This is a genomic window from Bacillus sp. JK106, assembly GCF_053663355.1.
Map to the genome: position 1 here is coordinate 203918 of NZ_JBSJQC010000003.1, position 12023 is coordinate 215940.

The following is a 12023-nucleotide window of genomic DNA, read 5'->3' on the forward strand; positions in this document are numbered from 1 at the left end:
TCTCTGTTCTGCTGATCAGGTGCAGTTCATTATGATACTGCCCATAGGAAGTATACCAAATTCACGAGGCTTGTACCAACTAAGATTAATTGAGCTCAATATCGGCAGAATAGATCTTCTTTATACCGTCTCTCGTTTCCAAAAGAAGAACTCCCTCATCATCAATGCCGAGCGATTTCCCGTAAAACGTTCCTTGCAGCGTTCTCGCTCTGAGCTCGTTCCCCAGTCCGACCGCATAGCTTTCCCATAGCAGCTTGATCGGTGTAAAGCCGTGGTTCAAGTAATCCTGATAGCGTTTTTCAAAAGTCAGCAGAATCTCTTGTATCAGACCCGCTCTGTCAATTTTTTCGCCGGCTTCCATGCTCAGGCTCGTCGCAATGTCCTGAAGCTCGCCGGGAAAATCGGTTTCCTGCTGGTTCACGTTGATGCCGATCCCGAGAATAACCGAACGGACACGGTCTTCTTCCGCCTGCAGCTCAGTTAAAATCCCGACGGCTTTTTTGCCGTGAACCATTAAATCATTCGGCCATTTAATGGCGGCCTGTACGCCTGTAAAAGCCTCGATGGCCTGTACGACCGCAACGGCGGATAACAGGGTGAGCTGCGGCGTTTTTTGCAAAGGAACGTCGGGTCTCAGAATGAGGCTCATCCAAATCCCGTTTCCCTCCTGTGAATGCCATACTCTGGCCATTCTTCCTCTGCCTGCCGTTTGTTTATCGGCGACTACGAGGGTCCCTTCCGGCGCGCCGTCATTGGCAAGTTCATGAGCGGTTTTTTGGGTGGACGGCAGGACGTCCCGGTAATGAAGCTGTTTGCCCAAAACTTCTGTTTTCAGTCCGAAACGGATTTCGGATTCACTGAGTTTCCCCGGTTTTTTAATGAGCCTGTACCCTTTTCGTCTGACCGCCTCAACCTCATACCCCTCTTTGCGGAGCTCCTCTATATGTTTCCAAACGGCGGTTCTCGAGCAGCCGAGCGCGTCACTTATTTTCTGCCCGGAGATAAAGCCGTCACCCGCCTCAGAAAATAAATCAATTAATCGGGTTCTTAATGTTGATCCCATGATGCGAGCCACTCCTTTATGTCATGTTTTCGGTTAGGGAGCTTCCCTGCCAATACCGCTTCTTCAATCCGGCGAAGTTCTTCGGCCACCCATTTACCCGCGCGGCGGTTTCTGAGCTCCATCAGATCAGCGCCTGAAATGTCGAGGTCTCGAAGGCTTTTGATCGGCAGCTGCTCATACAGGCTCTGAACTTCTTTCAGCTTTTGTTCATCAATCGTCCTATGCTTTTTCAGCATCTCGATTTTAACGGCTGAAAACAGCGCCTCTCCCGCCCGGTACATCGCTTCTGCTTCCAGCTGCGCCGGATAAACGCTTATGATCTGCACCGCTTTTTTTATGACCTTTCCCGGCAGTTTCCATTGTTTTAAAAACGCCTCGGCGCTTTTCGGACAAAGACCAAGAAACAATAACAGCGCTGCCCAGCGTTCTTCGCGTGCATCTAAAGAAGAAAACGGAAAGCCGCTTGCTTCAAGCATTTGCTGCTCATAACCGGAAAGGACGGGCAGCTCTTGTATCAGACCTGTCTGCACCATCGTTTGAATCGCTTCTTGTGAGAAAGCGCCCTGCATCAGCTTTTCAAACTCGACGGTCTTTCGTTCTACTGATACATGTGCCATAAGCTCCCTGTCTTTTATGACGGCCTCTCTTGTATCTTTTTCTAACAGAAAGCCGAGCTGACTCATAAAGCGGACGGCTCTCATCATCCGCAGAGCGTCTTCCCGAAAACGGTCTTCAGGGTTACCCACCGTACGGATCAGCTTTTGTCCGATATCATGTGCGCCTCCGAAATAATCAAGCAGCTCTCCTTCGGCAGACATCGCCATCGCATTAATCGTTAAGTCTCTCCGCTTTAAGTCTTCTGATAAAGAAGTAATGAACCGCACAGCTTCAGGGCGCCGGTAGTCCTTATATTCTGATTCGGCACGAAAAGTGGTGACTTCATAGGTTTCATCTTCCCACAGGACGATGACGGTGCCGTGCTCTTTTCCTACATCGACAGTCCGCTTAAAGAGACGCTCCACCTCATTCGGCAAAGCGCTGGTTGCGATGTCCACATCACCTATTTTTCGTTTCATATAGCTGTCTCTGACGGCTCCCCCGACAAAGTACGCCTGATGGCCCGCCTTCATCAGATGATGAAGGATGGGGAGGGCTTTGACAAATTCCTGTTCCATAAGATCACTCCGGTCCTGCCAATTCGTCATAAATCCGTTCATACTGACTGACGATTCTTTGCGAAGAAAAGGCGGTCTCCACCATTTTCAGCGCATGATCAGTCAATCGTTTGCTGAGCTGTTTATCTTCTAAAACGGCAAGCGCTTTTTCAGATGCCGCCTGAATATCGCCGACTTCCACCAGAAAACCGCTTACTTGATCTTTAATCACTTCGGGGATGCCGCCGATATTTGTTCCGATGCACGGCACGCCGCAGGCCATCGCCTCAAGGAGGACGAGTCCGAAACTTTCTTTTTCAGACAGAAGAAGCTTAAGATCGCTGATGGAATACAGCTCTTCCACCCTGTCCTGATTTCCGAGGAGCAGCACTTGATCCTGCAGTCCGTATTTTTCGACAAGCTGCCAAGCGACGCACTTTTCCGGCCCGTCACCGACAAGCAGGAGCTTCGCCTTTGTGTTGGCTGCGATATTACGGAAAACGCGGATGACATCTTTAACACGTTTTACTTTTCTGAAGTTCGAAACATGGATGACGACCTTTTCATCCGGCAAAATACCATGTTTCTCTTTTATACTCTCTGTATTTTTCTTAAGATAAACACGTTCATCAATAAAGTTGTAGATGGTCTCAATTTTTTTATCCGGCTTAATTAAGTCATATGTTTCTCCGGCAAGCGCGGTTGATACCGCCGTCACTCTGTCGGACGCTTCGATGGCAAAACGGATTAAATCTTTTAATGACGGATCATATCCTAAAACGGTGATGTCCGTACCGTGAAGCGTCGTCACGATGCCGATGTCACGCTTGAGCATCTGCTTGGCGAGATAAGCGCATACCGCATGCGGCAGCGCATAATGCGCGTGAATGATATCAAGATTTTCCCTCGCGGCCACCTCGGCGATTTTGCTCGCCAGCGTAAGGTCATAAGGCGGATATTTAAATACCGCGTATTGGTTGACTTCCACCTCATGAAAATGAATATTCGGATGATATGTATTTAATCTGAACGGGATGCTTGATGTGATGAAATGAACCTGGTGCCCTTTTTCCGCAAGCAGCTTGCCGAGTTCCGTCGCAATAATACCCGAGCCTCCGACACTCGGGTAGCATGTAATCCCTATTTTTAATGGTCTCATTGTCCGCCCCCAAAAACATCATCATTCAAAACGGGAAGCTGTTTTGAAAAGAAGCCTTCAGCATACCCCGTCCCGGCTTCTTTGCCATACAGTCTTTCCCGCGCTTCCACCATTTCGATATAACCGTTGGTCAGCGGTGTGTTCACTGACTGCTCCGTAGGAATAAACTGGCTTTGATAGGCGTGCAGGCTTTCTTTTTTCAGATCGATGGTTTCCGTTATGTCGATTACAAAGTCCGGACGGTGAAACCCGTTGATCATATAATAGTATACGCGCTGAGCCTTATGAGCCGGCAGTTCCTGATGATCTCTGTATTTATGAATTCCCGCCGAGAACACCGCCTCTTCGACCAAAGCCGCCGCATTGCCGTGGTCAGGATGGCGGTCTTTCGGATAAGGCATGAAAACGGTTTTCGGCCGGCAGGCTCTGATGACACTGACAATCCGGCGGATGCCGTCCTCACTTTTCAAAAGCCCGCGGTCGGGAAGCGTAAGCTGGGATTCTCTCTTTTACGCCGAGAATTCGTGCCGCCTCTGCCGCTTCTTCTTTTCTTATCCCTACCGTTCCGTTAGATGATAGTTCGGCCTCGGTCAAATCGCATATCACCGCGGTTTTTCCTTGAACCGTAAATTTTGCGATCGTGCCGCCCATACCGATCTCGACATCATCACTATGGGCGCCGAACGCCAGGATATCAACGTGTTCAGACATTCGGCTCTCCTCCGCGCACAAGATTGCGGAAATCAAATGCCCCGCCGTCCAGCGTCCGGACGAGGATTTCCGCTGTTCCCATATTTGTGGCGAGCGGGATCGCGTATACGTCACACAGCCGGATCAGCGCCGAGACATCCGGTTCGTGAGGCTGCGCAGTTAACGGATCGCGCAGAAAAATGACGAGATCCAGGGCGTTTGCCGCAATCAATGCGCCGATTTGCTGATCTCCGCCGAGCGGGCCGGATTGAAAACGTTCAACGGACAATCCGGTCGCTTCCTGGATTTTTAAGCCTGTCGTACCCGTCGCGTATAACTCATGATGGCTCAATATATCTTTATATGCGGTTGTAAACTGAACCATATCCTGCTTTTTTTTATCGTGAGCAATCAAAGCAATTTTCATTGATGTTCTCCCCCTTGCCGATTCAGTCGATAATATTTTCGAGTCCGTATACAAGCTGGTCGATTTTCATCACTTGCTCCACTGACAGCTTCACTCCTGACATAAAGGAAGCCCGGTTATAGGAGTCATGGCGCAGTTTCAGCGTCTGGCCGTCCATGCCGAACATGACTTCCTGGTGGGCGATAAGGCCCGGCAGACGCACGCTGTGAAGGCGGATGCCGTTTAATTCAGCACCGCGGGCGCCCGGCAGAATTTCTTTTTCATCAGGATGGCCCTGCTGCTTTTCTGTACGGACGTTTGAAATCATTTCCGCTGTTTTCAGCGCCGTTCCGCTCGGGGCATCCAGCTTTTGATCATGATGAAGCTCAATGATTTCTACATCTTCAAAATAGTTGGCGGCCATTTGTGAGAACTTCATCATCAGCACCGCGCCCAATGCAAAATTCGGAGCGATGATAGCGCCGATTCCTTTTTCTTCAGTCAAAGCTTGAAGCTCCTCTAAATCCGCTTCAGAAAATCCGGTCGTTCCCACAACGGGGCGGACGCCGTGTTCAAGAGCGGCTTTCGTATGTTTTTTGCCGATTTCAGGCGTTGTCAAATCGATCAGTACATCCGGTTTTGTTTCTTGGAAACATGCGCGGATATCCGTATAAATAAGAGCGTCTGAATCAGCTGACATCACTTCCCGCAATGTTTGCTGATCGTATGTATGGTCAATAGCGCCGACAAGCTCAAAATGAGGCGTGCGGACGGCAAGTTTTACGGCCTCCTGGCCCATTCTGCCTCTCGGTCCGGCAATGACGACTTTAATGATTTCATTTGACATAGTTTCTCCTACTTTCCTTCTTCTTTTCTAGTCCAGCGGTCTTTATCACGTGTATTAAATTTATGCATGACGCGGTTATGAGCTTCTTCCAATGAAATATCAAGGGAGTTGGCGAGGCAGATCAGGACGAACAGCACATCGCCCATTTCCTCTTCCATGCTTTTCTCATTTTCCGTCGTTTTCTTCGGCTTTTCCCCATAATAATGGTTGACTTCTCTTGCAAGTTCGCCCAGTTCTTCCGTGAGACGGGCCATCATGGCAAGCGGGCTGAAATAGCCTTCTTTGAATTGGCCGATATATTCATCGACCTCAGCTTGTAAGTCTTTCATCGTTTTGTCACTCACTGTGCGAATACCTCCTGTCATCTCTTCCATGTTAGCTAATTCAAGTACATTTGACAAATGTTAAAAACGGCAGTTTGCTGTTTTCTTTTGTATCCACTATAATATTTACGCAATCTTATGGAAGGAAAAGGGGTTTGATGCAATGCTTGGAGAAATCAGAATCAAAAACATTTGCTTTATTTTAATCGGCGCCGCTGTTTTTTCATTCGGACTGGTTCACTTTAATATGCAGAACAATTTGGCGGAAGGCGGATTTACCGGCATTACGCTGCTTTTATATGCGTTATTCCACATCAGCCCTTCTATTTCCAACCTGGTATTAAACATTCCTATCTTTTTCATCGGCTGGCGTATGCTCGGCCGGACGATGTTTGTCTATACCCTGATCGGCACCGTCTCTCTTTCCGTTTTTCTGAGTGTTTTTCAGCGCTACGAAATTCATATGCCGCTGTCGCATGATTTAGCGCTGGCCGCCTTGTTCGCCGGTGTTTTTATCGGCGCGGGTCTCGGCATTATTTTTAAATACGGCGGCACGACGGGCGGGGTCGATATCATCGCCAGGCTGATCAACAAATTTTTCGGAATCCCGATGGGCCGGACGATGTTTGCCTTTGACGCCTGTGTCATTCTGCTTTCTTTGTTTACGTATCTTTCTTACAAGGAAGCGATGTACACGCTTGTAGCCGTTTTTGTCGCTGCGAGATTGATTGATTTTATACAGGAAGGCGGCTATGCCGCAAAAGGGGCAACGATTATTTCTTCGAAAAACGATTTGATCCAGCAAAAAATCATTGAAGAGATGGAGCGCGGCGTCACCGTTTTAAAAGGACAGGGATCATATACAAAAGAAGACAGGGACGTTCTTTACTGCGTCGTTCCGAAAAACGAAATTGTGCTTTTGAAAAGCGTCATCACTTCCGTTGACCCGCACGCCTTTGTTGCAGTAAACGACGTCCATGATGTGCTCGGCGAAGGATTTACGCTTGATGAAAATAAAAATCCGATCAGACGATAATAAAAAGGCGGCTTTTGCCGCCTTTACTGTTCGTGTTTCCATTTGACAACCGGTGATTTTTTCTTTTTCAATCGGCGGGCGAATGCCGGACTGACATTGAGCGTCTGCTCGACGAAGCGCTGCGGCGTCAGTGCCAGCCATTGGTTTAAGGAGACGTCTTCGAAACGGTCGCTTTTGAAGATTTCCAGAAAGCGAAGCACGGTGTCACCGGTATTCTGAACATAATGTCCCATTGCAAAAGGAACATATCCTACGTCACCCGCTTGATAGTTAAATGTCCGCGCTCTTCCCTCCGCCGCAAACACCGTCATTTTCGCTTCTCCTGAAAGATAATACTGCCACTCGTCCGTATTGGGATGCCAATGCAATTCTCTCATGCCTCCGGGTTCGACCTCCACAAGAGCTGCGGCAATCGTTTTTGACACCTTAAACGTTTTTGAATCGACAATCTTTACTCTTCCCCCGCCGGTAACAAGAGGCTCCTGCCGGGAAAGCTTGTAGCTGAATGGCTCCAAAACGGGGCCTTCCGGGGAAGAAACTGCTGCCCGCTCAATAGGGGGAGGCGGTTCCAGCTGGAACATGTAACGCTCTTTCTTGTGAATGTAAGCCAGCTCATAACCCGGAACACCGAAGTTCGCCTCCAGCACGCTGCGCGGGGTATGGGCAAACCAGTCCGTTACTGAAAAGGTGCTGTTTTCTGAAAAAGAGCCGTCATCAAAGACGAGCAAAAACTCACTTCCCTGCTCTAATCCTTGAATGGAATGAGGAATGCCGGAAGGAAAATACCACAGGTCCCCTTCACTTACGTTATCAATAAAATTCCGCCCATTTTGATCGACCGCAGTTAAACGTACTCCTCCGTTAATCACATATCCCCATTCGGCTTCTTTATGCCAATGAAGCTCCCGCACAGCTCCCGGTTTCAGTCTCATGTTCACCGCCGCGATGTTTTTGGATACCGGCAGTTCCCTGACCGTCACCTCTCTGGACCATCCGCCGTCTTCAAGCCTCATATGCGTATCAGAAAATGAGAATTTCAAGTTTTGAACCGTTCCTGAATCCGTTGAAGGCGGAACGAGCATGTCAGGATTCTGGAAGTCACGCGCGAGGTTTCGCGGTCCTTCGTCAGTCGCCCCTTTTCTGCCTCTGATCGGCTGCGGGAGGTGTTTTGAAGCCAATTGCTGGATGAGTTTTTTCACTGGCTTAGCTCCTTTACAGCAATTTGTGTTTATTTAGACTTAGGATACTCACGCTTTTTCTCTTTCTTTTTTTCCGCTCTGTATTTTCGGTAGCCGACATATGTCAGCGCAGTAATAATGATACCGCCTGTTGTCAGAATGACCCAGAGCAGCGAAGGGTCAGCGTCATCCCGCTCCACCTTGTCAAAAACCCGCTTTAAATCCTGCTGCAGGAGCGTCAGACGCTCAAGCTTTGTTCCTTTTGTCATCTGCTGAAACCCTTCCTGCTCAATCACCTCGATATGTTTCGCCACCGTATCAAGCTGGCCGGCCGACACATCCATTGTCAGGCTGGGATAAATTAAATCATATAATGATATAAATTCATTCCACTTTTCATTGAAATTTTCACTTCCGTTTCCGCTGACATCTTCTTTTAAGGCGCTGAATGTCGCCATAATCGGTCTTTCAAGCGAACCCCACAGCGGATCGGAGTGGTCTTCCATCGCATCCATTACCAACCTGAACTGGGCGGCTGCCCGGATTTTTTCGGTATCTGAGGCGTCTGCCTGTTTCAGGACGCGCACTAAATCATTAAAGCCCAGAGTCACCTGCCTGACTTCGGCGCCGCTCAGTGAGTTTACGTGTGTCATTTTTTTCTTAAAGTAGCCAAGCACTTGCAGAGCCTCATCATACTGCGAATGCCGCGTCATTTGGAAAACGGTATCCGAAAGGTCGTTCAGTTCCTTGAGACCGCCCTCATCTTCAGCTTTGGCAGTTGTGATGAAACACATAAGAGCAAGTAAAAGACAGATCGTCAGCTTTCGTTTCATAGAGGTCCCTCCCACTCCTTCTCTTTACAGAATATGAGGAGCGGGACAAGGTTAGACCAAGATTCTATCAGTGTAAGTCAAGCTTTATCCGTCTTTTGGAAATCACCAAATAGTATGCAAGGCCGAGTGAAAATATGCTCAGCCAGAATGTAGCATACCCGATCTCTTGCATATAGTCATTGAGCATTGAGTAGCGGGGCATCATGCCGAAAAGATAATCAATGACATCATTATGAAGCGTCCAAACAGCGGCAACGGCAAGATGCCATAACCGGAACCGAAAATACGGGCTGTATAAAACGCCTTGAACGGCCATGGCAAAATGTGAAGCAATCAGCATGTACCCTTCCCAAGGCATCTGCCCCATTTTGACCAGCACAAAGACATTCATTCCGACCGCCCACAGCCCGTATTTTACAAGGGTTACAAGAGCCAGCGCTTCAAACAGCGGCGCGTTTCTTCCCATGAGAAATGCCAGAAGCACAAACAGGAAGAAAAACGTCGCCGTCGGGCTGTCAGGCACAAATATCAGAAATCGGAACGGCGTGTCCAAAAGCTGCGGCACATACCAATAATAGCCGTACACCGTACCGATAAAATTAACGGCAAGAACAAGCAGAAGCATGCCGCGCAACCCTAAAAGATAAGAAATCCACCTCATACCATCAACTCTCAGTCCATAAAAAGTATGTATCATGCAAAAAAAGCTGACATCCGGTCAGCTCTTTTCATAAAAGTATATCCTGCTGTTGTCTACTTCACAATACGTTATTTCGCTGTCGTTTCAGAAATGAACTTCGCCAGCTGATCAAGCTGTTTGTCATTCCCTTTAAAAATACCGGCTGGCATCTGCCCTTTCCCTTTGACGGCGATTTTTTTAATTTCTTCCGGGCTCAGCCCGTTATCGACCAGGGACGGACCGGCGCCTCCCCCTTGAAGATTATCCCCGTGACAGGAAATACAGCCTTGTTCTTTAAATACCTTATAACCGTCTGATTCAGTATCAATGGCGGCTTCTTTTTTAATTTTCCCTTGCTCCTCCGCCTTCGCCCAGTCATGTGTCGCGACTGACTGCCACGTTAAAAAGACCGTAGCGCAAAGCGCCAAAAGCATCATCCCGACGGCAACCGGACGCTTCCACGGCCTTCTTTCAGACCCCCTGTCGAGAAACGGAGCCAAAAGCAGCGACCCGAAGGCAAGCCCCGGTATAATCATCGCCCCGATAACGGTGTAGCTCCCTGCGGCATATTCATATTTTAAAAGCTGGTATAAAAATAGAAAATACCAATCCGGCAGCGGAATATACCCTGTATCCGTCGGGTCCGCCACCCGTTCCAAAGGCGGCTCGTGCACAATCGTTAAAACGAGAAATCCGACGAGGAAAACGGCTCCGACCATCCATTCTTTCAGCAGAAAGTTCGGCCAAAACGCCTCTGTCTTTCCAGGATACTCTGAATAGTCTTTCGGTATATTCGGTTTTTTTTCAGCCGGTATCCTTGAATCTCCTACAAACTTCATTCCTTTCCCCCGGTGCATGTCATCCCCTCCCTTTTATATCAGATTTGTATTAAAGCGGTCCTGAAATTCCCTGCTTGCGGATCATGACAAAGTGGGCGCCCATGAGCGCAAACAAAGCGGCAGGGAGAAAAAATACGTGAATCGCAAAAAATCTCGTCAGCGTTTGAGCGCCGACAATATCGTGGTGGCCGGCAAGAAGAGTTTTCACCTGTGCTCCGATCAATGGCGTCGCCTCCGCAATCTGAAGACCTACCTTTGTCGCAAACAGCGCCTTCATATCCCACGGAAGCAAATACCCTGTAAAACCGAGACCGAGCATCACAAAAAAGATCAGAACACCGACGATCCAGTTCAATTCCCGAGGCTTTTTATAAGCTCCCTGAAAGAAAACCCGCAGCGTATGTAAAAACATCATCACGATGACTAAACTTGCGCCCCAATGGTGCATACCCCTTACAATCTGCCCGAAAGCGACTTCATTCTGCAAATAATACACAGATTCCCACGCGTTTTTTATATCCGGCACATAATACATCGTTAAAAACATCCCGGAGAGCACTTGGATAACGGTTACAAAAAACGTCAAACCGCCGAAACAATAGACAAAAGCCGAGAAATGGTGAGCGGGATTTACATGTTCCGGCACTTCATGGTCGGCGATATCCCGCCACATCGGCGTAATATCGAGACGTTCATCCACCCAGTCATAAATTTTATTCAGCATGTCACCCTTCCCCCCTAGGCTTTGCTTTTCCAAGATACAAAAAGCCGTCCTTTACTTTTTGCTCATAACGGTCAAGAGGCGCGAGCGGCGGCGTGCCCGGAACGTTCGTGCCGTCTTTTTCATACAGCCCGTAATGGCAGGGACAAAAGAATTTGTTCGGATTTTTAGGATCATTGTTCCAGTTTACGGTGCAGCCCAAATGCTTGCATATCGGAGAAAGCGCTATAATTTCATCCCCATGCTTGTAAACCCAGGCTGACCTGGATTCTTCCGATTCGTACCAGGCGTCGACTTGATGAATTTTAAAGTCAAACCGCTTCGGCTCCTTCGTCAGCTCATCCACACTGACAACCTGCACCATTTTTTGATCTCCCGTCGGTTTTAATACCGGATCCAGCGCAAAACGGACCATAGGCATAAGCGCACTGGCGGCCATAAATCCCCCCACGCCGGTGAGCGCATAGTTTAAAAATTGTCTTCTTGATATATCTTGTTTTCCGCCCATCTCTTCCCCCCCTAAAGATTGACCAAAAATTAACTAAAATAGAAAATAATTCTGAGATTTGACACCCTCATAATATATGAATCTTTCAGCAAGGTCAACAGAGGCAAAACGGGTGTTTTGCAGGATACCTGGAGTTTTTAAGAATTGTTCCACTTCTGTAACAAAACGTTCAAAATTTCTCCGCACTTGTCATCCGCAATTTTTCTCTTTAAAGAGTCTTTCATATGTTCAAACGGAACGGCAGGTATGTATATGACATCAGACCCTATTTCAGAATCCTTCCATTTTTCGTCTGCCGTCAGGAACAAGGCGTGCCGGAAGTTGGTCATCACCTCTTCTTTGAGTTTTTGAAGCAGGGCGATTTGTGATTGGTCTATATCAACATATGTATAAGAGGGGAATAAATATACGCGTCCTTTCAATTGGCGCTCAAGCTCTTCAGAAAGCAATTGGGTGCTTTCCCCCTGTTCAACGGCCTCTTTTAAGCCTCCTGAAGACGTTATGGAAATTAACGGAATGACAGCGGTATCAATGTAACCCGCAGATTGTAAATAGGCATCGGCATCAGCGGCCCTCCATCTCATGTC

General features: G+C 48.1%; 14 protein-coding genes and 1 pseudogene. 1 reads left to right on the forward strand and 14 read right to left on the reverse strand.

The window, feature by feature from the left end:
- Positions 1 to 85: 85 nt before the first annotated feature.
- The 7 genes and pseudogenes from ACWJJS_RS11495 to ACWJJS_RS11525 form a co-directional block, all read right to left on the reverse strand.
- The gene (locus ACWJJS_RS11495) at positions 86 to 1063 is read right to left on the reverse strand and encodes a biotin--[acetyl-CoA-carboxylase] ligase (RefSeq protein WP_071391701.1); all 978 of its coding nucleotides are present in this window, start codon (positions 1061 to 1063) and stop codon (positions 86 to 88) included.
- Complete coding sequence (locus ACWJJS_RS11500; protein ID WP_327968616.1) at positions 1048 to 2238, reverse strand: CCA tRNA nucleotidyltransferase; 1191 nt, start codon at positions 2236 to 2238, stop codon at positions 1048 to 1050. The genes ACWJJS_RS11495 and ACWJJS_RS11500 overlap by 16 nt, the downstream gene beginning before the upstream one ends.
- 4 nt (positions 2239 to 2242) lie before the next feature.
- Positions 2243 to 3376 carry an N-acetyl-alpha-D-glucosaminyl L-malate synthase BshA gene (gene bshA, locus ACWJJS_RS11505; RefSeq protein ID WP_020955989.1) on the reverse strand — a complete coding sequence of 378 codons (1134 nt, stop codon included), beginning with the start codon at positions 3374 to 3376 and terminating at the stop codon, positions 2243 to 2245.
- A pseudogene (bshB1, locus tag ACWJJS_RS11510) lies at positions 3373 to 4087 on the reverse strand (bacillithiol biosynthesis deacetylase BshB1). The gene bshA and the pseudogene bshB1 overlap by 4 nt, the downstream one beginning before the upstream one ends.
- On the reverse strand, positions 4080 to 4493 hold the full coding sequence (gene mgsA, locus ACWJJS_RS11515; RefSeq protein ID WP_003153499.1) for a methylglyoxal synthase: 414 nt from the start codon (positions 4491 to 4493) through the stop codon (positions 4080 to 4082). The pseudogene bshB1 and the gene mgsA overlap by 8 nt, the downstream one beginning before the upstream one ends.
- Positions 4494 to 4515: 22 nt before the next feature.
- The gene (gene dapB / locus ACWJJS_RS11520) at positions 4516 to 5319 is read right to left on the reverse strand and encodes a 4-hydroxy-tetrahydrodipicolinate reductase (RefSeq protein WP_077722515.1); all 804 of its coding nucleotides are present in this window, start codon (positions 5317 to 5319) and stop codon (positions 4516 to 4518) included.
- An 8-nt stretch (positions 5320 to 5327) separates the two neighbouring features.
- Positions 5328 to 5663, reverse strand: a complete 336-nt coding sequence (locus tag ACWJJS_RS11525) for a nucleotide pyrophosphohydrolase (RefSeq protein ID WP_003153495.1) — start codon at positions 5661 to 5663, stop codon at positions 5328 to 5330.
- 142 nt (positions 5664 to 5805) lie between these two features.
- On the opposite strand from ACWJJS_RS11525, the gene ACWJJS_RS11530 reads away from it, so the two are divergent.
- The gene (locus ACWJJS_RS11530; protein WP_454023587.1) at positions 5806 to 6678 is read left to right on the forward strand and encodes a YitT family protein; all 873 of its coding nucleotides are present in this window, start codon (positions 5806 to 5808) and stop codon (positions 6676 to 6678) included.
- A 23-nt stretch (positions 6679 to 6701) separates the two neighbouring features.
- On the opposite strand, the gene ACWJJS_RS11535 is transcribed toward ACWJJS_RS11530, so the two are convergent.
- The 7 genes from ACWJJS_RS11535 to ACWJJS_RS11565 form a co-directional block, all read right to left on the reverse strand.
- Positions 6702 to 7877, reverse strand: coding sequence for an oxalate decarboxylase family bicupin (locus tag ACWJJS_RS11535; protein ID WP_101562226.1), 1176 nt, complete (start codon positions 7875 to 7877; stop codon positions 6702 to 6704).
- Between the two features lie 29 nt (positions 7878 to 7906).
- Positions 7907 to 8689, reverse strand: coding sequence for a sporulation protein YpjB (gene ypjB, locus ACWJJS_RS11540; protein WP_017418030.1), 783 nt, complete (start codon positions 8687 to 8689; stop codon positions 7907 to 7909).
- 67 nt (positions 8690 to 8756) lie between these two features.
- The gene (locus tag ACWJJS_RS11545) at positions 8757 to 9350 is read right to left on the reverse strand and encodes a DUF1405 domain-containing protein (RefSeq protein WP_173613007.1); all 594 of its coding nucleotides are present in this window, start codon (positions 9348 to 9350) and stop codon (positions 8757 to 8759) included.
- Between the two features lie 107 nt (positions 9351 to 9457).
- Positions 9458 to 10225 (reverse strand): menaquinol-cytochrome c reductase cytochrome b/c subunit, encoded by a 768-nt coding sequence (locus ACWJJS_RS11550; protein WP_003153486.1) that lies wholly within the window; start codon positions 10223 to 10225, stop codon positions 9458 to 9460.
- A 31-nt stretch (positions 10226 to 10256) separates the two neighbouring features.
- Positions 10257 to 10931 carry a menaquinol-cytochrome c reductase cytochrome b subunit gene (qcrB, locus tag ACWJJS_RS11555; RefSeq protein ID WP_003153485.1) on the reverse strand — a complete coding sequence of 225 codons (675 nt, stop codon included), beginning with the start codon at positions 10929 to 10931 and terminating at the stop codon, positions 10257 to 10259.
- Between the two features lies 1 nt (position 10932).
- Positions 10933 to 11436 carry a ubiquinol-cytochrome c reductase iron-sulfur subunit gene (locus tag ACWJJS_RS11560; protein ID WP_003153484.1) on the reverse strand — a complete coding sequence of 168 codons (504 nt, stop codon included), beginning with the start codon at positions 11434 to 11436 and terminating at the stop codon, positions 10933 to 10935.
- Positions 11437 to 11573: 137 nt separating this feature from the next.
- Positions 11574 to 12020 carry a YpiF family protein gene (locus ACWJJS_RS11565; RefSeq protein ID WP_454023588.1) on the reverse strand — a complete coding sequence of 149 codons (447 nt, stop codon included), beginning with the start codon at positions 12018 to 12020 and terminating at the stop codon, positions 11574 to 11576.
- Positions 12021 to 12023 lie beyond the last annotated feature (3 nt).

Coding starts and splice junctions, on each gene's coding strand:
- ACWJJS_RS11495 (WP_071391701.1), bottom strand. CDS start 1,063: ATGGGATCAACATTAAGAACCCGATTAATTGATTTATTTTCTGAGGCG.
- ACWJJS_RS11500 (WP_327968616.1), bottom strand. CDS start 2,238: ATGGAACAGGAATTTGTCAAAGCCCTCCCCATCCTTCATCATCTGATG.
- bshA (WP_020955989.1), bottom strand. CDS start 3,376: ATGAGACCATTAAAAATAGGGATTACATGCTACCCGAGTGTCGGAGGC.
- mgsA (WP_003153499.1), bottom strand. CDS start 4,493: ATGAAAATTGCTTTGATTGCTCACGATAAAAAAAAGCAGGATATGGTT.
- dapB (WP_077722515.1), bottom strand. CDS start 5,319: ATGTCAAATGAAATCATTAAAGTCGTCATTGCCGGACCGAGAGGCAGA.
- ACWJJS_RS11530 (WP_454023587.1), top strand. CDS start 5,806: ATGCTTGGAGAAATCAGAATCAAAAACATTTGCTTTATTTTAATCGGC.
- ypjB (WP_017418030.1), bottom strand. CDS start 8,689: ATGAAACGAAAGCTGACGATCTGTCTTTTACTTGCTCTTATGTGTTTC.
- ACWJJS_RS11545 (WP_173613007.1), bottom strand. CDS start 9,350: ATGAGGTGGATTTCTTATCTTTTAGGGTTGCGCGGCATGCTTCTGCTT.
- ACWJJS_RS11550 (WP_003153486.1), bottom strand. CDS start 10,225: ATGCACCGGGGGAAAGGAATGAAGTTTGTAGGAGATTCAAGGATACCG.
- qcrB (WP_003153485.1), bottom strand. CDS start 10,931: ATGCTGAATAAAATTTATGACTGGGTGGATGAACGTCTCGATATTACG.
- ACWJJS_RS11560 (WP_003153484.1), bottom strand. CDS start 11,436: ATGGGCGGAAAACAAGATATATCAAGAAGACAATTTTTAAACTATGCG.
- ACWJJS_RS11565 (WP_454023588.1), bottom strand. CDS start 12,020: ATGAGATGGAGGGCCGCTGATGCCGATGCCTATTTACAATCTGCGGGT.